At 59.4% G+C, this 23,053-nt stretch carries 16 protein-coding genes and 1 tRNA gene; 4 read left to right on the top strand and 13 right to left on the bottom strand.

All coding sequences use genetic code 11. The features are described from left to right. Positions 1-80: 80 nt before the first annotated feature. On the bottom strand, positions 81-1,379 hold the full coding sequence (locus Q4B98_RS06830) for an extracellular solute-binding protein (protein WP_303196355.1): 1,299 nt from the start codon (positions 1,377-1,379) through the stop codon (positions 81-83). Positions 1,380-1,637: 258 nt separating this feature from the next. Here Q4B98_RS06830 and Q4B98_RS06825 point away from each other — a divergent pair, with 258 nt between their 5' ends. Next, on the top strand, positions 1,638-2,819 hold the full coding sequence (locus Q4B98_RS06825) for an ROK family transcriptional regulator (RefSeq protein ID WP_303196354.1): 1,182 nt from the start codon (positions 1,638-1,640) through the stop codon (positions 2,817-2,819). 346 nt (positions 2,820-3,165) lie between these two features. On the opposite strand, the gene Q4B98_RS06820 is transcribed toward Q4B98_RS06825, so the two are convergent. From Q4B98_RS06820 to Q4B98_RS06810, 3 genes are all read right to left on the bottom strand, one after another. Next, positions 3,166-3,825, bottom strand: a complete 660-nt coding sequence (locus tag Q4B98_RS06820) for an ABC transporter ATP-binding protein (RefSeq protein WP_303196353.1) — start codon at positions 3,823-3,825, stop codon at positions 3,166-3,168. A 5-nt stretch (positions 3,826-3,830) separates the two neighbouring features. Beyond that, positions 3,831-5,057, bottom strand: a complete 1,227-nt coding sequence (locus Q4B98_RS06815) for a hypothetical protein (protein ID WP_303196352.1) — start codon at positions 5,055-5,057, stop codon at positions 3,831-3,833. A 1,891-nt stretch (positions 5,058-6,948) separates the two neighbouring features. Next, a tRNA-Thr gene (locus Q4B98_RS06810) sits at positions 6,949-7,024 on the bottom strand. A 157-nt stretch (positions 7,025-7,181) separates the two neighbouring features. Here Q4B98_RS06810 and Q4B98_RS06805 point away from each other — a divergent pair. Further along, positions 7,182-8,831 (top strand): DUF885 domain-containing protein, encoded by a 1,650-nt coding sequence (locus Q4B98_RS06805; protein WP_303196401.1) that lies wholly within the window; start codon positions 7,182-7,184, stop codon positions 8,829-8,831. 60 nt (positions 8,832-8,891) lie between these two features. Here Q4B98_RS06805 and Q4B98_RS06800 read toward each other — a convergent pair whose 3' ends face one another. The 5 genes from Q4B98_RS06800 to Q4B98_RS06780 all read right to left on the bottom strand — a co-directional run bounded on the left by Q4B98_RS06800 (position 8,892) and on the right by Q4B98_RS06780 (position 13,995). Then, positions 8,892-9,224, bottom strand: coding sequence for a hypothetical protein (locus tag Q4B98_RS06800; RefSeq protein ID WP_303196351.1), 333 nt, complete (start codon positions 9,222-9,224; stop codon positions 8,892-8,894). Between the two features lie 217 nt (positions 9,225-9,441). Then, positions 9,442-10,884 carry an alpha/beta hydrolase gene (locus Q4B98_RS06795; RefSeq protein WP_303196400.1) on the bottom strand — a complete coding sequence of 481 codons (1,443 nt, stop codon included), beginning with the start codon at positions 10,882-10,884 and terminating at the stop codon, positions 9,442-9,444. A gap of 259 nt (positions 10,885-11,143) precedes the next feature. Next, the gene (gene ricT, locus Q4B98_RS06790) at positions 11,144-11,812 is read right to left on the bottom strand and encodes a regulatory iron-sulfur-containing complex subunit RicT (protein WP_303196350.1); all 669 of its coding nucleotides are present in this window, start codon (positions 11,810-11,812) and stop codon (positions 11,144-11,146) included. A gap of 74 nt (positions 11,813-11,886) precedes the next feature. Next, a complete protein-coding gene (locus Q4B98_RS06785; RefSeq protein WP_303196349.1) occupies positions 11,887-12,693 on the bottom strand; it encodes a DoxX family protein in 807 nt (268 codons plus the stop codon). Between the two features lie 132 nt (positions 12,694-12,825). Continuing rightward, a complete protein-coding gene (locus Q4B98_RS06780; RefSeq protein WP_303196348.1) occupies positions 12,826-13,995 on the bottom strand; it encodes a DNA polymerase III subunit delta' in 1,170 nt (389 codons plus the stop codon). Between Q4B98_RS06780 and Q4B98_RS06775 the strand changes: the two genes are divergently transcribed. Next, positions 13,930-14,088, top strand: a complete 159-nt coding sequence (locus Q4B98_RS06775; protein ID WP_303196347.1) for a dihydroneopterin aldolase — start codon at positions 13,930-13,932, stop codon at positions 14,086-14,088. The two genes, Q4B98_RS06780 and Q4B98_RS06775, sit on opposite strands and share 66 nt — an antisense overlap. A 7-nt stretch (positions 14,089-14,095) precedes the next feature. On the opposite strand, the gene tmk is transcribed toward Q4B98_RS06775, so the two are convergent. The 4 genes from tmk to Q4B98_RS06755 all read right to left on the bottom strand — a co-directional run bounded on the left by tmk (position 14,096) and on the right by Q4B98_RS06755 (position 20,734). Beyond that, complete coding sequence (tmk, locus tag Q4B98_RS06770; protein ID WP_303196346.1) at positions 14,096-14,752, bottom strand: dTMP kinase; 657 nt, start codon at positions 14,750-14,752, stop codon at positions 14,096-14,098. Then, positions 14,745-16,232 (bottom strand): hypothetical protein, encoded by a 1,488-nt coding sequence (locus Q4B98_RS06765; protein ID WP_303196345.1) that lies wholly within the window; start codon positions 16,230-16,232, stop codon positions 14,745-14,747. Before Q4B98_RS06765 ends, tmk begins: the two co-directional genes overlap by 8 nt. Before the next feature lies 1 nt (position 16,233). Next, complete coding sequence (gene topA, locus Q4B98_RS06760) at positions 16,234-18,993, bottom strand: type I DNA topoisomerase (RefSeq protein ID WP_303196344.1); 2,760 nt, start codon at positions 18,991-18,993, stop codon at positions 16,234-16,236. Positions 18,994-19,216: 223 nt separating this feature from the next. Then, on the bottom strand, positions 19,217-20,734 hold the full coding sequence (locus Q4B98_RS06755) for a methyltransferase (protein WP_303196343.1): 1,518 nt from the start codon (positions 20,732-20,734) through the stop codon (positions 19,217-19,219). Here Q4B98_RS06755 and Q4B98_RS06750 point away from each other — a divergent pair. Further along, the gene (locus Q4B98_RS06750) at positions 20,722-23,031 is read left to right on the top strand and encodes a DEAD/DEAH box helicase (protein ID WP_303196342.1); all 2,310 of its coding nucleotides are present in this window, start codon (positions 20,722-20,724) and stop codon (positions 23,029-23,031) included. The genes Q4B98_RS06755 and Q4B98_RS06750 overlap by 13 nt on opposite strands. The last annotated feature ends 22 nt before the right edge of the window (positions 23,032-23,053 follow it).

The raw sequence follows: 23,053 nt of genomic DNA, 5'->3' as shown, positions 1-23,053 counted from the left end.
GCAGCCATGAGTCAGGACGCGTCCCGCACGTCACGACTGCGCACCACCGAGTTGACGAACTGAGGTTCCGACCTTCGAGGTCAGGACTCCTTCTGGTTGAGGGTCTTGTTCAACTGATCGTCGAATTGCTTGGCTTCCTTCGCCACATCCGAGCCATTGGCGATCTTCGTGTAGAAGTTCTTGAGCGTGGAATCGGAAATGAAGTTGGCCCAGTTCGCGGTATTCGGCGTCAGCTTCGAAGCTGCGATGACGTCCTGAGAAATCTTGCCGAACGCACCGGAAACTTCGCCGGCGTAGTCCAAGTTTCCTGGCGTGAAGCCGTTCTTGGCGATGAGCTTCTGGAACTCATCCGAGAAGATGATGTCGAGGACCGAAGCAGCCCCATTGGGGTGCTGAGCCTTGGCAGCCACGGAGATGTTCGACCCACCAGCGAAGGTAGCGCCGACTTTTCCAGCAGTCTTCGACGGCAGAGCCATGACGCCAACTTTGTCAGCGTCCCACAGCTTCTGGTCGATCTTGGTACCAACATTGCCGGTGCCGATGAGAATTCCAACCTGACCGTTGTTGAAGTTCTGCTGAAAGTTCTTCTGGCCGGTCTGCGAATCGTTGGCGAAAGTCGTCCCGTTCTTGAAGATGTCTTGGATCTGCTTGAGGGCAGCCAGACTGGCTTCCGAGGACACCTGCGCGGTCCACTTGCCGTCGGACTCAGTGGCATAGTCGCCGCCAGCGGCGAAGAGGTAGGACTCAACGCCATGGATATCTGCCGCAGCCAGGTAGATACCCGAGAATCCCTTGACCTTATCCGGGTTAGCCTTCGTCAGCTTGATGATCGTGTCATGGAAATCGTCGATCGTCTTGGGTTCTGCGAGACCCGCCTTCTTGAACAAATCCTTGCGGTAGAAGACACCGCGGGCACCTGCATAGAGCGGCAGCGCATACTTGCCGCCCTCGTATTCGCCAGCCTTGACGAAGGAGGGGATCAGCTTGTCCCCACCCAAGGATTCGTACTTGTCGGACAAGTCAGCAAAGGCACCCACCGCCAGGTAAGCGGCCGACTGAGTGTTACCGGTCTCGACGACATCAGGGCACTCATCATCTGATGCCAGAGCGGTCTGCAGCTTGGACTGAATGCCGTCCCACTGCTGGATCTCGATGGTGAGCTCCTTTCCAGAATTCTTCTCAGCGAAGGTCTTCTTGAGGTATTCCTGCGCCTCTTCCGAGATGGAATCCTGCATGAACCAGACCCGCACCGGGCCCTCTGCATCCTCAGCCTTCGCTGCGCCACCGGAGGAGGACGACTTTGAGCCGCCACAGGCCGACAGGGTGGGAACTGCAACCGCAGACGCAATCGCCAGTTTCAGGAAGGTTGAACGCTTCATGTCCTTCATGTTGTGGGCCTTTCCACATCGTTGGGGGGTCAAAACATGGGGCTACCGTGCCTTATGTTCGTGACACAGTTTGACACCGTCCAGAACTCTTTGTCAAGATTCTTGACGATTTCTGGACGCCACGATCAGCCCCTGCACCAAGATGTCCAGGGATCCGTGCTCTACGATGAACGTTATTAATCGAACCGTTCCGACCCGCACCGTCGCTGAATAGCCCCCGGCAAGCGTTCCATCATCTGTAAACAAGACATGCCTACTTCAAACGAGCCGATATTCCTGACCGCCCTGGCGATCAATGGCCCTGCTCAGCGCGCAGACCTTGCGCGTCTTATTGGGGTGTCCCGGACCAGCGCGTCAAACCTCGCCCGCACTCTTCACGACTGTGATCTGATCGAGGATCTGCCCACCCCTGGGGTTTCAGCCTCCCGATACCCCCTGACAACCAGTGCGACAGCGGGCCTGCTTGCCGCAATGATCGTCTCAAACGACGAGGTTGGCGTCGCAATCTCCCACCTTGATGGATCTCGCCAGGCGACTGCCACCGCAAAACTGAATCCCGCCGATTCGCCACGAACCTGGATTGCAACGGGGATCCACCAGCTGCAGGACCTCATCGCTGACTCTTACCCGTCTAAGCCCACCCCGGACATCCGACAGTGTTTGGTTACGGTACCCACGCAAGCAGACGCAGCAAGCGGAGAGGTCTACCCGTCACCTGCGTCGCGCCGATGGACCGGCATCAACGCCGTTGACAGCGTTTCGACGGCGCTGGGGTGCCCCGTCCGCATTAACAACACCGCGCGCATGGAAGGACTGTGCGAACATGACGCGGCTGCTGCGAAACCGTCCTCAGTGACGTGTTATGCACGGTTTAGCGACGGCGTCGCGATGAGCCACATCGTCCATGGCGAGATTGCAGCCGGGGCCCACGGTGGCAGCGGTGAGCTGGGGCACACCGTGGTCAACGTGTCTGGTCCACAGTGCTCGTGTGGAAACTGCGGGTGCCTCATGCAGTACACCTCGATCCCCGCCCTGCAAGACGAGATTCGCCGGATATGGCCGTCTGGTTCGCCAGCACCAGATCTGCTTGATCTTATCGCGACATCTCCACGCACCTGGCCTGGGGAGGTCACCGGCCTTGTGAGGGAGGCAGGAAGAATTGCTGGAAGTGCGCTCGCCAATGTGGCAAACCTGCTCGATCCAGACCTTTTGGTTATTGGCGGGGAGCTGGGAGTCGCCAACTCACCATTTTTCGACGAGCTAGTTCTGACCGTTCGGCAACGCACTCTGCCACTCATTTCAACCCAGCTGACGATCTCCCGTGGCCATGTTTCGCGCGACTTGAAACGGGTCGCCTTGGCAGCAATTGCGAGTTTGCGGGCAGATACTGAACTCATGGCGACAATTTGCGCCGACCTCACTAACCGGTGAGGTCGGCCGAGTGCGAAGGCAACTCCGCTAGATACGACGACTCGGGCGGGTGCGGCACAGGCTGAAAGAGGATGGGTTCCGCGCGATAACGTTGGCTGGCCAGAGACTTCAATCTGGGGACTAAGGATTCAGGCTCCACCGACATCCTCCCTCGTGAGGAGCCACTCTTAGGGACGGCAGGTGCTATCTACTTAGGCCATCCGAGCCATATGGCGATCCCTATGCACACAAGACCCGCTAGTATTGAAACTATCCACTGCCTATTGTCTTTTACTCGCGTACCCCCCAATATCACGAGGATAATGCCAAGAATCCCCGATCCAACCATTGCAAAGAACCCCATGATCTAATCCTTACTCTTTAGTTGCACAACTCTGTCATGCTTCCCGGCGACATAGGAATCATGAGTGACTGTAACGATAGTCACTCCATAATCTTCATTAAGGCCAAACAGAAGACGAAGCATCCTTTCCCTATTCTCCTCATCCAGGGATCCTGTAGGTTCATCAGCCAAGATAACACTGGGTCGCATAATTATGGCACGCGCGAACACCGCCCTAGCCTTTTCGCCACCTGAGCACTCAAGCGGCTTTTTATTGACTATATGACCTATGCCAAGCAACGATACAATTTCTTCGAATCTCTGTCTCCAGTCATCTATCCTCGGTCGCGAATACAAGATCGGGAGAGTGATGTTATCTGAAATACTCAGCGTATTAATAAGGGCCGACTCTTGTAGCACGAACCCTATTGACGAATTCCGCCAGGACGCCAGCTCTTGCTCAGAGAGCTTGTCGACATCCTGACCTAATAAGCGATACTCGCCTTCGAACTTTCTGTCTATGAGACCAAGTATATTCAGTAACGTGGTTTTGCCAACGCCTGATTCTCCAACGATAGCGACCTTTTCCCCCTCGCCGACGGTTAACGCAAACCCATTAAGAGCAGGCAATGGCTCGATTCTCTTCCCATAGGACTTACTCTTAATTTCGATCTCAATAGCCACTTTCCTCATTGCAAGACCCCTACCGAAATCGGCACTCTCTTAATCCGCCAAACGACAAATCGTGCCAAGCTAAGGGTCATGATAAAGTTCGCGAGGAAGGTAACCATGAGAGCAATACAGTCCATTTCTATCACACCGCCCACGAGGCCATACGTCATAAACGATGCGTCTCCGCTATGCCAACTAGATTGCCGGGAATATAACACCATTCCAAAAACAGCAAAAAATGCAACCAGTGAAAGCATCAAATAATACCCAAAAAGAAGACGTCTGAATCTTCCATAACTCATCCCCACAAGTAAATTAACTGTGAACTCTCGCACCATAACTCGCATACCAGCAATGGAGTTCCACACTGCAAGAAGAAAAATGAACACCACCAACGCTGCCATAATAACACAAAGAATTACCATCGAAGATTTAAAATACTGATGATAGAATTCGATGTTCTCTTCCTGGCTGAAGAAATTAAGCTTCACGGAAATCGTCTTATTAATGTAATCTCCAAGTTGATGCACCTCGGAGCGCGTAGTGTCAATAACGGCAAGATCCATTAAGCCGTTTATCTTAAACGCAATCTCCGCCCGCTCGATAAAAGAATTGTTTACTGGGACAATGACAGAAAAGTTATAATATTGTTTAGAGTCTAGCGCGTACAGGTTAGAGTGTGCTTGGTCACGTTCCAGAATTCCCGTAACTACGTAGCGCACCTTCTTGTTCAGCGCCGGGTCTACAATAGACAACGTCGAGTTCAAAGGGTAATCATCCGCGAGGCCTTTGCCGACCAAGACTGGTATCGCATCGGATGACTTCAGGTCATATTCAAAGTTCATCCCTGCCCCCGACGCAAGTTCAAATCCGTTTAGCTCACTGTACTTCTGATTCATATATGCTACCGGTACCTCAACATTTCTCTTGTTGGGTAGCTCGATAATATAGCCATCAGTGAATAATGCGAACGTGTATTTCTCATTGATACGATCATATATATTCCCGATCGCGTTCTTAGATATTTTGTCGACATCAAACGTCGAATCAGGATCGAGGTTTGCAATGAACGTTCCCGGGGCATTAAGAGTTGCTACTTCACTGGCTCCCTCATATGTGGAAACTACGGCACGCGTAGTCATAAAGATGATATAGTCACAACCAAAAATAAGAGCTAGCAGCACGGCCACTAGTACTGGTTTACGTAGAAATATACGACCGAGGAAGAAACGAAATACTTTCATATTCTTTCCCTCCTTCTTCCTAGCAGGAGCGCACTAACTCCTATATATAAAGCAAATACCGCAAGTGCGCGAACAGAATTAGAAATGCTCAGGTTCGCTATGGTTTGGATAACTAATGTTAGCGTAAAACAACCAGCAAGAATCATGGCGCATGCAACCGCATACCGAAAACGAATCAGTAACAGCCTATCGCCAACTATGATACGGCACCGAATCTCCGTTTGTGACTTTACTATTCCTTGATAGTGATAAACAATAGCACCGATGGATACACCTAATATAAGCGCCGTCTGATGCTGCATGACAAACCTTAGATACCTCATGAGCACGTAATTTCCAGAAGCATACTGCTCCACCGCAGCAAGGAATCCCGACAGAAAGAAACACCCAGCGTAAAGGCATGCCAACTCAATCAGGCCACTCAGCCTGATAGGGTACTTACCTAACGCAGATTTCATGTCTCATACCTTATTAGCGCTACCGTTTAGAAAGGAACGCTAGACCTACATTAGACTACAAATGTTAGTTATATTCTTCCGACTAGCGACTGTGTCCCCACTCGAAGACAGTGGTTTGACTTGAACTCCAGTTAAAGAGGTTATCCCAAACAGACCCCGTAACTTTACCGTTTGTGGCAACTCTATGCATCAATACCTTTCCGTTGCGTGAATATGTGAACCAAGCATTTCGATATCCAGAACCGGAGTAGTTCCATGCGGCACCGTTATACTTAACCTGGAGTACCTCGACCGACGAAGCGCCGTTCCGGCTATTACCGATAGGTATCAGCGTATGCCACTCCTGCTCCTCCTGCTGCAAGCGTTACCGCTAAAGCAAGAGTGGCGACTCTCTTCTTCACATTCATGATATGTGTCCTCTCGTCATTGAAGGGATGCAGGTCTAACGCCCTGGAGCGGAGCGTAATGCACCACACGCATACCGTCAAGACCCTGCATTTCATTCACGTGACTATTTCTACCCTAGATCTGCTTATGGCATTGTTGACGATGGTGTGGTCAAGTACGGGCAGACTCTTGCGGAAGTAGGAGCTATCAGTACCTCATCTGGACAACGGCCTTCCGGCTACCCACGCCAGCGCACCATTGAGCCGAAGCCTCATCGCATCCTGCAAGCCGATGGTGAACCCAAGGTGGGCATCAGTAGCGCTTTTGCACGTTAGCGGGTCAACCCGGTACCGCAGGCACAGTTAAGCATTCTGACTGATTCACCGGGACTACTAATCATGGGACACGTTGCGCGCGGTGCCAGGGGGCGGTTGGCTATCGCCTCTTGTAAGCCTATTGGTACCCAGCATCAATAGGCAGCAAAAGGCTCTCTAAAAAAACCAACTACAGCCTGGCACCACATTCTGTTACGAAGTGCGTTTATACAAGGCGAACAGGAACCTGCGAACGCTCGTGCATGATGGCATTGAGCAGGTCGAAATTATGCACCCATTTTATGTTCATCCTTGTTTCAGCTTCAACAACTCACCTACGTTCCATTGGTTTGCTGAATGAATTGCAAGAAAGGCAGACAGAGATGAGGGTGTCATTATCATGATTTCTTTTCTTTTTGAGACACTTCTTCTCCAAATCACGTGCAAAAAGAAAGGTGAAGCATCCATCACGTGAGTTTCTCACGTCATTACTGGTCGCGCCACAAAGCTTAACTCCTGCGAGGGCGCCCTCGTCAATCGTTTCCTGAGTAACAGTGAGATTTGGTCACCGCCCGTACCACTGGCCACAATAAACCGTCATCCACTTTCGCGCCTACGCGGAGACCTTACTCAGGACCTAGCGAAATTAGCCGAGTACTCAGCCTTCATGCAGTCTTTTGCGGACTAATCCATCAGCGCGACCCCCAATGAGGCTATGCCTAGGAGTTTTAGTGGAGCCAACTACGGGAATCGAACCCGTGACCTACGCTTTACGAGAGCGTCGCTCTACCGACTGAGCTAAGTTGGCACACCTGCCATGGCAGGCCCGGATGACTATACCGGCACGATGTCCTCTTTGCGAAACCAACACGCTTCTTGCTGGAACACCACACGCCGCACACCTGTCCGCACCTCGCGATAGCGTCACTCCCGTGATGAACGACAACGCGCACACAACTCACCAGGTGGGGTCAGAGGTCGACGAGGTTGCCGACCGCCACTGGGACGCCACGGTACAGGCCAGCCCGATTCTTGCCACCGAACTCGGTCTGGACCTCAACCAGGACGAGTACGACGACCTGTCCCCCGCCGGTCTGGAGACCCAGTACCACCTCGTCATGGACACCTTGGATCGTCTCGATCAGGCTATGCCGGCTGACGACACTGACACGATCACCGTCGCCGCAATGCGGTCTTGTCTCGGGCTGCAGGCCGAAAGCCACGACAAGGGATACGACCTTTTGAGCCTCAATGGCATTGCCTCGGGCGTCCATGAGATACGCGAGGTCTACGACGCCATGCCCACCGAAACCCCCGACCAGGTATTGACGGTCGCGCGCCGTCTTCATGCCACCGCTCCGGCCCTGGACGGCTGGTTGGAAACCCAACGCGCCTCGATCGACGCCGGTATCCCGCCTGCCATCCGTCAGGTGAACCTGCTGGTCGAACAGATCACCTCCTGGACTTCAAAGGGTGGATTCTTCGACGACTACCTCACGAGGACCGCCTCCGACGACCTGCCGGACTCCGTGACGTACAAGCTTGCTGAAGGCATCGACGTTGCCAAGGACAACTTCCGCCGTATCGCCAAAACCCTCGCCACCGAGATTGCGCCGCTAGCCACCACAACCGACGCCGTCGGCATTGACCGCTACCGGCTCGCCTCGCGTCAATTTGTCGGAACGACCGTCGACCTCACCGAAACCTACGAGTGGGGCAAGCAAGAACTCGCCCGCATTGAACAGTTGCAGCGCGAGACCGCCGAGCGTATCCGTCCAGGAGCCAGCGTCAAAGAGGCCATGGCAATTCTCGACGCCGACCCCACCTATCAGATCTGTGGCACCGACGCCCTCAAGGCCTGGATGCAGGAACGCGCCGACGAAGCGATCGCCTCTCTGGACGGCACCCACTTCGAGGTTCCTGGACCGGCCCGTCGAATTGAAGGCATGATTGCCCCGACCCACGACGGCGGCGTCTACTACACGCCCCCATCCGATGATTTCTCCCGTCCCGGCAGAATGTGGTGGTCCGTCACCGAAGGCGTCAACACCTTCACAACATGGCGAGAACTGACCACCGTCTACCATGAGGGCACCCCCGGACATCACCTGCAAAGCTCCTCGGCGATCGCAGCTCGCGACGAGCTGAACTCGTGGCGACGCAACTACTGGACCTCCGGCTATGGAGAGGGTTGGGCCCTGTACGCCGAGTGGCTCATGGCTGACCTCGGCTACATGAATGATCCCGGCCACTTCATGGGTCTGCTCGACGGCCAGTCCATGCGTGCCGCCCGTGTCGTCCTCGACATTGGTCTGCACTGCCAGTTCGAAGCCCCCGATGAAGTCGGTGGCGGCGAATGGAATTGGGACAAGGCCTGGACCTTCTTCAACAACCACGTCTCCATGGACGAAGGATCGGCCCGCTATGAAGTCAACCGCTACTTCGGTTGGCCCGGCCAGGCACCGTCATACAAGCTCGGTGAGCGCACCTGGCTGGAGCTGCGGAACGCGGCACAGGCCAAGAACCCGGACTTCGACCTGAAGGAATTCCACACCAAGGTGCTGCGAATGGGGGCGCTGCCACTGGACGTGCTGCGTCGAGCGGTGCTCTCCTGACCGCACGCAGAGATTCCGTCAGCTGAGCTGGCTGGCCATGAATTGGCTGGCGGAATCGCCTCAGGGATTGCGCACGCACAGGGCACCGACGTATCCGGTGTCGTGGCTGAGTTCATGGCGCACCGACACCCGCGTCAACCCATGCGGACAATTCGTACCGGGCTTGACGACATCGTTAACGTAGCGGGCGCCGTCCTCCTCACACGCCACCCTCGGGACGCGACCGTTGTCGACTTGTGCTCCGACCATGACACACTGTCCGTCGACGGATTTCAGATTGCTCCATGCGTGGGACCGCCATGCCCACTCCAAGGCCAGCAGGGCAGCTGCGAGCAGGGCAAGGCCCATCACGCGCAACACGATTCCGATGACATGGCGCTGACCCAACGTCATGAGCTACCCCTCCTCACGACGACAAGGCTAACCGCCGCTGCCAAACGGCCAGTCGGACCCGCAAGCGCATGCGCCAGGGTGGAGCTGCACACGAGCCGATCTCGCATGCACAGCACCCTGTCGATGACGGGCTGAAGGCGATCAGAGCCAACACGCGCACACCACCCACGACCCCAAAGTGTCTACCAGCAAAGCGCCTACCAGCACCCACCGACCATCAGCACACCGTCTTGTCCTTAGGAACCTTTCCGTTGTTGACGTATCCCTCGACGGCCTTCTTGACACACTGGTTACCCAGCTCCCAGGCAGAATGCCCAGCTCCCCGCCATGTCAGCAGCACACCAGATTTCAGCTGGTCAGCCATCCATTCGGCCTGCTCATAGGGTGTGGCTGGATCGCCGGTCGCACCCAAAACCAAGATTGGCGCAGCCCCGGGAGCCGTCAAATACGGCTGGTCGGTCGGATGGGCCGTCCACACCTCGCAGGTCGGCATCATTCCCAGAGCCTTGCCGAGAGTTGGCGCTTTGGCCGCCTCTTTCGGCCATTCCTTCCGAACGTAGGCCAGGCCAAAATCAACCTCGTCCAGGCAGGAGATCGCAGGGAACGCGGAGGCGATCGTCTCCCACTGACCGTTCTGGCTACGACCGTTCAACAGATCGGCAGCCGTCAGCAAGTAACTGCCATTACCGTCCTCCATGGCGCTGTGTAACGACGCTCCCAGGTAGGGGTAGGAATCCTTGCCCGAATACAGGAACAAAGCAATGCCAGTCGCGGCCAGGCTTTGAGTCAGAACTCGCTTATCGACGGTCAACGGGTGAGAGTCGAGATTGTTGAGGAAATCCAAGGTGGCTTTGCGAATCTCGGCCTCGCTGTTCCCCAGCGTGCAACGGTCCTTCTGTGTGGCACACCAGGTGGCGAAGTCACCGAAGGCCCGGTCGAATCCCACGATTTGGTTTACGGTGTCGTGGTTGGTGATGTTGACCGTCGAGTCCAGCACCATCCGTCCGACCCTCCCGGGGTACAGCTCGGCGTAGGTGGCACCGAGGAAGGTGCCGTAGGAAATGCCGAGGTAATCGAGTTTGTTGTCCCCCACGAGGTACCGCAGATAGTCCAGGTCACGGGCGGTGTCGATCGTCGAGATATGGTCCAGCAGCTGACCGGAATGGGCACGGCAGCTGCGTGCGAAATCCCTCGTTCCTTCCACAAGTGACTTCCACTCGCCCTCATCGTCGGGAGACGCATCGAGGTTGAACAAGGCGTCCATAGTCTTGGCAGGCCCACACTCGACGTGGGTCGACTGACCGGTACCGCGCGGGTCCCACCCGATGATGTCATGGTTCGGAAAGGCCGCAGATGTGAAGCCGTCCACCATCTCTTGACCAGAGCCGCCCGGGCCACCGGGGTTGATGAAAAGGGTCGCCTTCGACGACGACTCGGCTGGTTTACGCTTCAGAGCCAAGGTGATAGCCGGGCCGTCCGGGTCGTCCCAGTCCAACGGCACCAGGACCTTGGCACATTGGAAATCTCCGCACCCGTGCCAGGAAATCTTGCGCGAGAGGTATCGCTCCATCCCCTTACCGGCGGGGGCCTTGCTGAACTGTTTGTTGCCCTGCGATGCCGGAGGCCCGATCTGACGGTCTGGGCTGTCCGGACCTTCCATGAGGGCATGGGCCTTCGGGTCGAACGAGGCGACCGCAGGATTGGGGTCAGCCTTTTTCTCAGCCGGCTTGACGGAGGCTGTCACCGACGGCGACGTCATCGGGTTCGAGCTGGACGGCTGTTGCGCCGAGGCGGATTGAGTCGGCTCAGAAGTGGGTTCCTTGGCTGTACAGGCCGTCACTGGGACCAATGAGCAGGCGGCCAAGGCCACTGCAATCATGCGCCGTCGCAAAGTGCGTTGAGTCATGGGTCCTCCTGGGTCAGGCGTTCTTGTGCTCCTGGTAGAGCTGGCGTCGCCCAGAGCAGACCGACACCAGTGGACAACCTGGCCCCTCCGGGCCGCTGGCTTCTCCCACAGCAGCGTCGAAATCAGCGTAGTAGGGAGATTCATAGCGCAGACAGCACATGAGTTTGCCGCATACTCCGGTCACTGCCAAGGGATTAGACGCCATCCCCTGCTCCGAAACGAGACGACTCGCAATCGAGAAAGGCTCAGGCAGGAAGGTTGCGCAACACAGCGAACGGCCACACACTCCTACCCCGCCGACGGCTCTAGCAGTGTCGCGACCACGCAGTTGGCGTAAATCGATGCGTGCGTGCAAACGACGTGCCAGCGGCCCGACGATAGTCGCGAACTCGACTCGATGGCGAGCACGGAAGTACACCGCGATGAAGCGATTCTCGTCGGACTCCACGAGGTCGATCGCCAAGATCTCCATGTCGACGCCGAGTTCCTCGACGGTGCGACGAGCAGTGTCCAAGATCTCCGCGCGGCGATGTCGGTCCTGGGCTGCGGCAGCGACTGCCTCGTCGTCAGCAATCCCGGCGCACACCGGCAACGTTCCGTCGAGGACGACCTCTTCTGGACCCCAAACGCACCGACACACCAGCGGACCGTCAGGGGTGGGATACAGCAACCATGAACCCACCTCGACGTCGAGGGTTCCGACGTCGAGGTGATAAAGCTGCCCGTATTCGCGGAAGGCGACCGCTGCTACTCGGGTCAGTAGCCAGCCTCCTCAGCCTTCCGTGCAGCACGGCTGCGTCGGTATGCGGCGTCAATGGACCAGCCACCAGCACCCAGGAAGAGCAGCAGGACTCCACAACCGGCCAGCACAAGCTCCAATTCTCCCTTGAAGCCCATAGTCTTGAAGATGGCGAAATTGCCCCAGAAGATGAAGACCAACGCCAACACCATGATGACGGTGAGACCGGCTCCCGCGATACGGGTGAGCAGTCCAAGGATGATACAGACAGCGGCAACGCACTCGCAGATACCAAGCACCCACACGCCGACCTGGTCGTATCCGCTGGGTAGCGGCAAAGCTTGCACTGCACCCAAGGTCAGATCGCGCTGAATTAGGTGCTGAAACCCATGGACTCCGAGGATGCCGCCGACGACGATCCGGAACAAGAACATACCCAGAGAAGCCATGGCCTTGTCAGTGGTGCGCTTGGGAGCCGGCGCGACAACGGGCTGCGGCTCGGGTTCGACATAGGCTGCGCGACGTTGACGCTCAGCCTCGATCGCCTGACGGTCAGCGCGCTCACGGGCACGCTGCTCAGCCAACTCACGGCGGCGACGCTCCTCCTCAAACTCGCGGTCATCAACAACCTGGGTCTTCTCAGTATCGGGACGGAAGACGTCGTCGTCGATGGCGTTGGTGCGTTCTGAGTCCGCCGAACGACTGGGCACAATGACCTCAGTGCGGTTGGCATCGTCATCCACGCGGAAGGCCCCCGTCTGGATGACCCGGGTGGTCTCGGCGTCGGTGGAGTCCGCTGCAGTCCTCTTGATCGCCTTGCTCACGCTCAATCCTCACAACTTGGGGACCGCACCGAGGATACGGCACGGCACATTCACACTCTGCCACGAAAACGGCTTCAACAGCTGCGCAACACACCGTTGTGATTCACTTCATCATCACTTGCCAGGTGGGATTCACCAGGGAGCCCGGTCTACCCCGGTCATGGCGATCAGGAGAGTCTCCATCACCAGTAACGGGGTGACGCCGCGCTCCAGAGAGTTTCTCGCGTCAAGGATGGCGTCGATGACAGAAATGGTGCGTTCGGGACTCTGGGACTGCGCCACCTGGTGCAGAGACGATGACCATCCGGTATTGACCAGGCGAGCACCTCGCAGCGCGTTCTCCTCATCCGGACGCACTGCCCCCGTTTGGATAGCCAACACATCGCGGTGGTAAGCCGTCAGCTCCGTCAACACCCGGTCCAAGGCGTCACGCTGGAGACGCTTAGCGCGGGCAGCCTGCTGTTTCTCCAGATCCCGAAGAGCGGCCTGGGCATTGCGCGGACGAGCACCCGAGGACCCAAACCCCAGGGCCTTCTCCAACTCAGCCCGCTCTGCCGCATCGACTTCTGCGGTAGCGGCTGCTGCCTCCTCGCTGGCCTGATTGACCAAATCCTCGGCCGCCTGCAGGCAATCTCCCAGACTCCGCAACCGAGTAGGGAGTTCACCGATCGCGTCGCGTCGGGCTCGGGCCTCGCCATCGCGAGCAAGATGACGCGCCCGACCGATGTGACCCTGACCAGCTCTAGCAGCCTCGGCGGCCATCTCGGGAGAAATCCCGTCGCGTCGGATGAGCAACTCTGCCACCGCCTCGTCGCGTGGGGTAGCCAGATGGAGCCGTCGGCACCGAGATCTGATCGTGACAATGACATCGTCGGGAGTCGGCGCACACAGCAGCCACACAGTCTTGGGGGCCGGCTCCTCGATGGCCTTCAACAACGCGTCGGCTCCGCGTTCAGTGATGCGGTCAGCATCCTCGACGACGACAACTTGATGACGGCCATGGACCGGATTCATCGCCGCTCGACGCACCAATTCACGCACTTCGTCAACGCCGATCGACAGTGCCTCGGTCCGTACCAACGTCACGTCTGGATGAGCACCTGACAAGGTGGTTCGGCAGGAGTTGCACTGTCCACAGCCATGATCGTCGCACTGCAGCGCAGCCGCAAAAGCCTTGGCCGCATTGGACCGGCCAGATCCCGGCGGCCCAGTGATGAGCCAAGCGTGACTCATGGCATGGGAGTGACCTGGCTGCGACTCTGCTGCCCGGCGCAACACCTCGACAGCCTTTTCCTGGCCCACGAGGTCGGCCCACACGCCGGTCAACACATCACTCACGAAATCATCGTTGCAGATCGTGCCGACATATCAGCGCCCCGGCGTTCTCGTGACTGACATTGTCTTACTCGCTGCCAACGGCAAGGAGCGCGCTCACCTGCGTGACGATGGCGTCGCGGATATCCTCGCGGCTGTCCCGGGCGTTGAGAACGAGATAGCGCTGCGGATGGGCCTGCGCCAGGTCGATGAAGTGTTGACGCACCCGCTGATGGAATTCCTGCCCGGCAGCCTCCAAACGGTCTTTTGCGGCGATCTTTCCAGCACCCTCGCACGGGTCGACGTCAAGCAACACCGTCAGATCGGGGACGAGGCCAGTCGTTGCCCATCCCGCGAGTCGGGCCACCTCGTCAGGGTCAAGGACACGCCCAGCACCTTGGTAGGCGATCGTCGAGTCGATGTAGCGGTCACAGACGACGACTTTCCCTTGACGCAGTGCTGGTATAACCACCTCATCGACATGTTGGGCCTTGTCAGCGTTATAGAGCAGGGCCTCGGCCCGGGGGCAGATCTGCCCCGCGTCTGGGAACAGCACCAGTTCACGAATCTTCTGCCCTAGCCAGGAAGCGCCGGGTTCACGAGTCATGAGGTGGGAGATACCTTGGTGCGTCAACCACTGGTCGAGGAGCCGGGACTGGGTCGTCTTGCCAGCCCCATCCCCGCCCTCAAGGACGACAAAGAGGCCTCCGAGGTCACGTCCGGTACGGGTCTGCTGGTCAGTCATGGAGAGCCTTCACAATCTTGCGGCGATGATGCGGCCAGTCGTCCACGAACAACTGCCGTGCTACGGTCAGGGCCGCCCAAGCCCGCTCTACTCGGCGTCCAGCCTCAAAGGCCTCTTCGCAAGACATCTCAGAGACGTCGACGTCTTCGTTCACACTGCCCGTGGTCCGGGCCAACCCTTTGACGACCGGACGCAGCCGCTTGGCCACCTTCTTGGCTCGACCGGTGCCGAGAATGTCGGCGACGGCTGCCGCATGACGAGCGGAAGCCTCGACCCCCGCCCATTCCTGAGAACTCTCGACGGCGTCACAGGCTGCCACCGCCTGAGCGACCGAGTCCTTGAGTGCCTTCTTCATCGTCGCGCGGGCTGGCAAGTCGGGATCAACAGTGACACGCGGCGACCGGGCCGCCACCGTCATTTCCTCAAGTAACTGATAGTAATCGCGCGGGAGGCTGTGAACGCTGGTGTGGCTGGGGTCCAGCTCCATCATCCGCGAACACAGCTTCTGGGCACGGTCAACCCATACTGAATCGAGCAGGCCGGACATCGCGTCAAGAGTCTCGGACAGGGCATGAATGGCCTTCTGAAGACGCCGAATCGACCCGTGGAATCCGTCATGGATACTGGGAGCTGCCGCCGTCACCGGATCATAGCCCATGCCGACCAGCTCAGTGCGGTCCGGGGACTCGGGAAGGACGCGCGGTTCGGTGCGGTTCGTCTCACCCGATCCGAGATCCATCCCCTGAGACCGTGCGGCCAAATCCGCCTCGACGACGTCTCGCAATCCTCCGGCCAACTGTGCTGACACCCAGGTTTGCACCTGGGCACCGTCGTGCAGATGCGGACGCGGGTAGTCGCTCAAAGCTCCCGCCCCCGGGCCCAATCGTCGCAGCACCGAAGGATGACGTGTGACGGGCACTCCACCCAAAGCCAGTATGCGGTTGGTGAGCCACTCTCGCTGGCCCTCAGTGAGTCCCCGGCGCGGATTGATGGTCAACTCGCGAACCCTCGATGTGGTCACCCCGGACTGGACGACGGCGATCCGGTCATCGCGAATCAGGGCCAACGTGGTCGAGTCGGGTGCCTTCAGTATCGTCTCGTGACGCTCCCACGACAGAGCTGCAACCGGACACAAGGGCACTCCACGCAGGAAAGGACGAGCCAAACAGGCGAAGTCTTCAGGCAGTTCACCAGCGGCGTCGAGAGCCACTGACCGATCCACTGGCAGCCATGGGGACCACTCGGGCGCGTCCATGTACCACTCTCCCAACCCGTCAACGACGCGATGGGCGATGACGATTCCCGACCTCAACAGTCGATGATCCGGGGAGTCGAGCAGGGTAATCTCGCACTCGATGGTGCGACGGGCCCCGACGGAGACCACCGTGGTGCGCAGGTCGACCGGAACCGGTCGAGCAGCCGTCCACGCCAACTCGAAATACAACGGTTCGGTACTTCCCGAACACCACGCCGTGGTCATCTCAGCTTCCTGACGAGGACTTCGCAGCGGTCTTCTTCGTTGTGGACTTCGCAGCGGTCTTGGTCGTCGCCTTCTTCGCGGTCTTGCGAGGTGTTTTGCGTGTGGCCCGCTTCTTGATCGGTCCCTTAGCCCTCTTCTCAGCCAGCAGCTGCTGAGCACGCTCAGGGGTGATGTCCTCGACCGAATCATCCTTGCGCAGCGTCGCATTGGTCTGGCCGTCAGTGACATAGGGGCCGAAGCGACCGTCCTTGACGACGATCGGGCGTCCAGAGTTCGGGTCCTCACCGAGTTCACGCAGCGGCGGCTTGGCGGCGGCGCGCCCACGCTGCTTGGGCTGGGCGTAAATACCTTCGGCCTGTTCCAAGGTGATGGAGAAGATCTCTTCCTCACTGCTCAAAGAGCGCGAGTCCGTTCCTTTCTTCAGGTACGGACCGTAACGTCCGTTCTGTGCGGTGATCTGGGTGCCGTCGGCAGCTGTGCCCACCACACGTGGCAGGGACAGCAGCTTGAGAGCGTCGTCGAGGGTGACCGTCTCCAGATTCATCGACTTGAACAGACTGGCAGTGCGCGGCTTGACCTTGCGCTTGGTGCGACGCTTCTTGCCGTCCTTGGTGGTCGTCTCGACGATCTCGGTGGCCTCGTCATCGAGCACCTCGGTGACGTAGGGGCCGAACCGGCCATTGCGAGCCACGATCGGACGGTGACTGTGCGGGTCCAAGCCGAGTTCGCGATCCTGCGGACTGGCCAGCAGCTCCTTGGCAGCTTCGACGGTGAGTTCGTCGGGTGGCAGGGAATCATCGACGTTGGCCCGGTGACCCTCGGAATCCTCAACGTAGGTGCCATAGCGGCCCACCCGCACCACGACGTCGGAGTCACCAATCGAAAAGGTGCAGATGGAACGGGCGTCGATGTCACCAAGCCCGCTAACGAGCTGGTGGAGTCCCTTGCGACCCTCGGCAGGCGTCGGGACGTCACCGTCGCCGGGTTCAGCCTGGCCAAAATAGAAGGCTGACAGCACCGCCACCCGATCAGCGTTGCCGCGAGCGATCTGGTCGAGGGTCTCTTCCATGTCGGCGGTGAACTGGTAGTCAACGAGGTTGGAGAAGTGCTGCTCTAGCAATCTGGTGACAGCGAAGGCCAGCCAGGTTGGGACGAGGGCAGACCCTTTCTTGAAGACGTAATCACGGCTGGTGATAGTGCGGATGATCGAGGCGTAGGTCGAAGGACGACCAATTTCCAGCTCTTCGAGCTTCGCCACCAGGCTGGGTTCGGTGTACCGAGCCGGCGGGCGAGTGTCGTGGCCATTGGCCGTCACCGTGCGCGGGTCGAGACTCTGGCCCTTGGACAGCTGGGGCAGCCGCTTTTGGGCGTCGTCCGAGGCTCCCTCGTCGACGGACTCCACGTAAGCGCGCAGGAAACCGTGGAAAGTGATGGTGCGGCCGGAGGAGGTAAAGGTTGCGGTCGTGACGCTGCCGTCAGCAGTGCTGATGGCGGAAGACGGACTCGCGTCGATCGTCACCGAGAGGGTCTCACCTTTGGCGTCGGCCATCTGGGAAGCCAGCGTGCGCATCCAGACCAGTTCGTAAAGCTTGAAATTGTCGCCCGTCAGGCCAGTCTCAGCCGGGGTGCGAAAGCGCTCACCGGCAGGGCGAATGGCCTCGTGGGCCTCCTGGGCGTTCTTGACCTTAGAAGCGTAAATGCGCGGCTTGTCCGGAACGTAGTCCGAACCGTAGAGTTCGGCGGCCTGATGGCGAGCCGCACGGATGGCTTCCTGGGACAAGGCCACCGAGTCGGTACGCATATAGGTGATGTAGCCGCCCTCGTAAAGGTCTTGGGCCACTGACATGGTGCGCTCAGAGGTGAACCCGAGCTTACGGCCAGCCTCCTGCTGCAGGGTCGTGGTGCGGAACGGAGCGTACGGGCGGCGGGTATACGGCTTGGACTCAACCTTGGTGACGGAGAAGGGGGCCTTCTCAAGGGCTTTCGCGATGGTCGTTGCGGCGGCCTCGTCGAGGCGACGCGCCTTGGATGTCAGGTTGCCGTGGGAGTCGAAGTCTCGCCCAGCGGCGATCTTGGTACCGTCCAGAGCAACAAGACGAGCCTGGAACTGCTCGGATTTGGCGGCCAGGGTGGCCTCCATGTCCCAGTAGTTGGCACTGGTGAAGGCGATACGTTCACGTTCCCGATCGACGACCAGACGGGTGGCCACCGACTGCACCCGGCCAGCAGACAGGCGTGGCAGCACTTTCTTCCACAGCACCGGGGAGACCTCGTAGCCGTAGAGACGGTCCAGAATGCGGCGGGTCTCCTGGGCATCCACCAAGTCGGTGTCGAGGTCTCGGGTGTTGGCGACCGCCTCGTTGATGGCTTTCTCGGTGATCTCGTTGAAGACCATTCGACGCACCGGAACCTTGGGCTTGAGTTCGTCGAGCAAATGCCAGGCGATGGCCTCTCCCTCGCGGTCGCCATCGGTGGCCAGCAGCAGTTCGTCGGTATCCCTGAGCAGGCTCTTCAGCTCGCGGATCGTCGATCGCTTCTCCGGGGAGACGACGTAGATCGGGGTGAAGTTGTCGTCGACGTTGACGCCGGTGCGCGCCCAAGGCTGGCCCTTGTACTTGGGAGGCACCTCGGAGGCGCTGGTGGGCAGGTCGCGCACATGCCCCTGACTGGCTCGCACGGTGTATTTGGGCCCCAGGTACCCGGCGATCATCGTGGCCTTGTGCGGCGACTCTACGATGACGAGGCTCTTGGTCGGTGACATTCCTGCCTTCTCCGTTGACGTGTTGTGGACTGCCGGGCTGCCCGAAAACGGACGGTCCGCGCCCCAATGTAGCGGCACCGTCGCCGGTAGTCGCGCGTCAACCGTAACAACAGCCGTCGCGTACGGCACCTCGGGGTTCGCTCACAACGGGAACTCTCTGCCCTCCACGACCCCAGTTCGACATCCTATTTCCGGCCGGTCTAGGGCAGAAACAACCCAGACCTCAGGCGGCCTCGAGTATGCCGTCACGCACGCATGTGCGGACCAGCGGAAGCACCTCAGCGAGGAGGTCTTCATGATCGACCTCCAAGATCGCCGCAACGGCACCGGTGATCTGAGCCAAGGTGAGCTGTCCGTCGCAAGCACCCAATACTCCACCCGAGGCTGTTGTCATCTCGACTGCACGGCACAATCCGAAGCGCTGGCGCAGCACAATGTGCTCAGGGTCGCTCGCCCCCGGCCGTCCAGTGGTTTCGTTGTCGACGTCAGAGGCGATCTGCCAACGCCGGGCAAGCAGCTCCTCATCGCTGAGACGGCCCCACGTGACCGCCTGGGAGCGTCGGGCCACCGTCTCACCAATGGGCTGGGCGACCTGCCACGGCCATTGTTCAAAGCACAGGTCCGGCTGGTCGCGACCAGCCTTGGTCAGGGTTATCCATCCCAGCGAGACACCGGTGATGTCGAGAGCGTCGAAGTAGGACAACCACTCGTCGTAGCGGGGACGCCATTGGGGAGATCCGTCAAGGCCAGCGTCGGTGAGCCAGGTCTCGATGTATTCACACACGTCGAGGTGTTCGCGTTCAACAACCCACAGGTCACAGCCGGTCCCCTCGACCCAGGTGGCCAGACGCTCCGACCACGGCTGATCGCCGATATGAGCCCAATTGGCAAGGACTTGGAGCATACCGCCATCGTTGAGGCGAGCAGGGGCACCGCGAACCACGGCTTCCACCAGGCCGTCCCCAGAGAATCCGGCTTCCCGGTAGACCAGACGCTGACCGTCGGGGCTGGGCGGGGCCATGACGTATGGCGGATTGGTGAGAATGAGGTCGAAAGTGTCATCTGCGGTGGGTTCGTAGAGGGAACCTTGCCGGATGTCCACGTCGGACTGGGAGAGTCGGCAGGTGAGCCTGGCCATCTCCAGGGCGCGCGGGTTGATGTCGGTGGCGACGACGCGGTCGGCGTGACGAGACAGGTGCAGGGACTGCACGCCACATCCGCAGCCCATGTCCAAGGCGCTCCCAACGTGGGTGGGGATGGCCATTTGGGTCAGTGAGACCGAGGCCGGAGAGACGCCCAATACGTAGTCAGGGCGGGTTTTAGTAATGACCTTGTTCAGGCCTGGGGTGAGGTCGGAGGCCGTCCACCCGGAGGCACCGTCATCGGGGGAACCGTAGGGGCGCAGGTCGATAAGGGCGCGGACCGTCGTCGCGTCGATACTCACGATTCCGGCCTGGGCGAGGGTTTGGAGGGGCAGCGCCGTCACCTGCTCGACGGGAACTGGCTGTTGGAGCAGCCACAACCGGATAGCCCCCGCCAACGGGTCAGTTCGGCCTGCAAGGGCTCTGGTGGCCGGTATGGTGCTGTTTCTTGTCAGTCCGAGCTGTCCGGATTCTCCGATGGCTGTCATCACGGGGTCGGTGAGGTAGCCAATGTCGGTGAAGGTGTTGCGCAGCTGTTCGATCTCGTCAGCGGTGAGGTGTCTGCCCATGGTGGCAATCTTGGCGCGTGGCCATTCCATCTGTCCCCTCGACGCGCAGGGGCCGGATTGTGTCACGGCTGCTGGCTAGCCCCGAGGTGGTCCACGTCGATCACCGTGAGGCGGTGGCTGGGCGCACCTGCGAGTGGCCGTCATGGCTGCCTGCAGATTGCCGTCAGGCTGTGGAAAAGACTGGCATTTCGCGCCCGTGGCAACATCAGGCGCGGTTTGCGGAACTGGCGAGGGCTGGTCACCACACCGCTATCTGCACGGCGACGGCCTCGGGGAAAACCTTGGCATACCTGCTGCCAATCATGGCTGCGACGGCGTCGGCAACCCCTGTTCTGCCGGACCAACCCACCCCGAATGTGCCGGCCTCACTGCGTGATTCCCTCAATCGAAGCAGCGCCCTGTACCTGGCCCCGACAAAGGCCTTGGCCCACGACCAAGCCCGGGTGTGCCGCGAGGTGGGGCCACGCGACTGGCTCGTCTCCACCCTCGATGGTGACTCCGACGACGCCGAACGTCGCTTCGCCCGCGAGCAGGCCCGATACGTCCTCACCAACCCGGACATGCTTCACCACACCGTGTTGCCCTGCCATTCCCGGTGGGCCTCCCTGCTGGGAAGTCTGAGGTATGTCGTCATCGATGAGGCGCACCGTTACCGCGGGGTCTTCGGGGCCCACGTGGCCCAAGTCATCCGTCGGCTTCGCCGGTTATGTCGTCTGCACGGTGCTGATCCGGTCTTTCTATTGTCGAGCGCGACCTCGACGAATGCGGCTGAGGCCGGGGCGCGGCTGCTTGGGGTGGAGAAGGTCGAGGTCGTTGACGAGGACTGCTCACCCCACCCCGGTCGGGACGTCGTGCTGTGGCAACCGGCTGAGTCGGTCTCCAGTGACGCCACCGGATTGGTGGCTGATTTAGCCGACGCGGGAATGCAGACGATCTGCTTCGTCGCTTCACGGTCGCTGGCAGAGGTCATTTCTGCCCATGCGCAGGACCGGGTGACTAGTGGTGCGCGGATCGCGTCCTATCGGGCCGGTTATTTGCCCGAGGACCGGCGAGCCATCGAGTCGGGGCTGCAGAACGGATCAGTGCGAGCTGTGGTAGCTACGAACGCCCTGGAATTGGGGGTGGACATCTCCGGGATGGACGCCGTTGTCATCGCGGGTTACCCGGGGAGGTTGTCGGCCCTGTGGCAGCAAGCCGGGCGAGCGGGCCGGTCTGGACGTGACGCTCTCGTCGTCCTCATGGCCCGGGAGAATCCCTTAGACCAGTACCTTTTCAGCCACCCAGAGCTGCTGTTCGCTGCCTCGGTGGAGTCGACGGTGCTGCACCCGGACAACCCTTATGTTCTTGGCCCCCATCTGGCGGCGGCTGCCCAGGAGGCCTACCTTTCGCCCGCCGACAAGGAGTTTTACGGACCGGCTTTTGAGGCTATGTGCGAGATGTTGGCCGATCAGAAGGTGCTGCGACGACGCGGAGATCGGCTGTTCTGGACTCGCCCAGATAGAGCCGTCGATGTCATTGACCTGAGATCAGCAGCTGGCAAGGGAATTGACATCATCGATGGGGTTACCGGCAGGGTGATCGGGGTGGTTGACGAGGCCGCCGGAGATCGGACCGTCCACCCCGGAGCGGTGTACTTGCACCAAGGCGATCAGTGGTTGGTCGACGAGTACGACCCGGCTGAGCACTTCGCCCTGGTTCATCAGGATGTACCGGGCTACTGGACTCAGCCGCAGTCGGCGTCAACGGTGCGGATTGTCCAGGAGCAGGTGCGTCGAGATTTTGGGCCGGGATATGTGGCATACGGGCAGGTCGAATTGACAGAGCAGGTCGTCGGATATCTGCGCCGCGACGAGATCACCAATGATGTCTGGGACTCCGCACCCTTGGATATGCCTACCCACACCATGATTACTCAGGCCTGTTGGTGGGTGATTCCCGATGAGGTCGTCGATGAACTCGGGTTGGACGCCGTTCATCTGGCGGGAGCGGCTCATGGTGCCGAGCACACGGCCATCGGATTACTGCCGATGTTCTCCCCGTGCGATCGCTGGGATGTCGGCGGGGTATCGACGGTCATGCTCCCTGACACCGGAGCCTGCACCATCGTCGTCCACGACGGCCAGGCCGGCGGGGCTGGTTTCGCACAGGCCGGGTTCGAGAAGGCCGAGGAATGGTGGCACGCCACAGCGCTGCGACTGGCCCAGTGTGAATGCGAGCAGGGGTGCCCTGCCTGCGTTGTCTCGCCCAAGTGCGGCAACGCCAACCAAATGCTCGACAAGGAATCAGCTGCTGCGCTGACGAGGGCGATGGACCCGTTGGATGTCTGACCCATCTGCCGTTGTCACTACC

This window comes from Cutibacterium sp., from assembly GCF_030525615.1.
Classification (GTDB): domain Bacteria; phylum Actinomycetota; class Actinomycetes; order Propionibacteriales; family Propionibacteriaceae; genus Cutibacterium.
This window is presented reverse-complemented; position numbering and strand designations above follow the sequence as displayed.

Excerpts from the sequence above, each read along its gene's own strand:
- topA (WP_303196344.1), bottom strand. The coding sequence starts at position 18,993 with ATGTCACCGACCAAGAGCCTCGTCATCGTAGAGTCGCCGCACAAGGCC.
- Q4B98_RS06800 (WP_303196351.1), bottom strand. The coding sequence starts at position 9,224 with ATGACGTTGGGTCAGCGCCATGTCATCGGAATCGTGTTGCGCGTGATG.
- tmk (WP_303196346.1), bottom strand. The coding sequence starts at position 14,752 with ATGACTGACCAGCAGACCCGTACCGGACGTGACCTCGGAGGCCTCTTT.
- Q4B98_RS06830 (WP_303196355.1), bottom strand. The coding sequence starts at position 1,379 with ATGAAGCGTTCAACCTTCCTGAAACTGGCGATTGCGTCTGCGGTTGCA.
- Q4B98_RS06765 (WP_303196345.1), bottom strand. The coding sequence starts at position 16,232 with ATGACCACGGCGTGGTGTTCGGGAAGTACCGAACCGTTGTATTTCGAG.
- Q4B98_RS06755 (WP_303196343.1), bottom strand. The coding sequence starts at position 20,734 with ATGGAATGGCCACGCGCCAAGATTGCCACCATGGGCAGACACCTCACC.
- Q4B98_RS06775 (WP_303196347.1), top strand. The coding sequence starts at position 13,930 with ATGGGAGTGACCTGGCTGCGACTCTGCTGCCCGGCGCAACACCTCGAC.
- Q4B98_RS06795 (WP_303196400.1), bottom strand. The coding sequence starts at position 10,884 with ATGGAAGGTCCGGACAGCCCAGACCGTCAGATCGGGCCTCCGGCATCG.
- Q4B98_RS06825 (WP_303196354.1), top strand. The coding sequence starts at position 1,638 with ATGCCTACTTCAAACGAGCCGATATTCCTGACCGCCCTGGCGATCAAT.
- Q4B98_RS06815 (WP_303196352.1), bottom strand. The coding sequence starts at position 5,057 with ATGAAAGTATTTCGTTTCTTCCTCGGTCGTATATTTCTACGTAAACCA.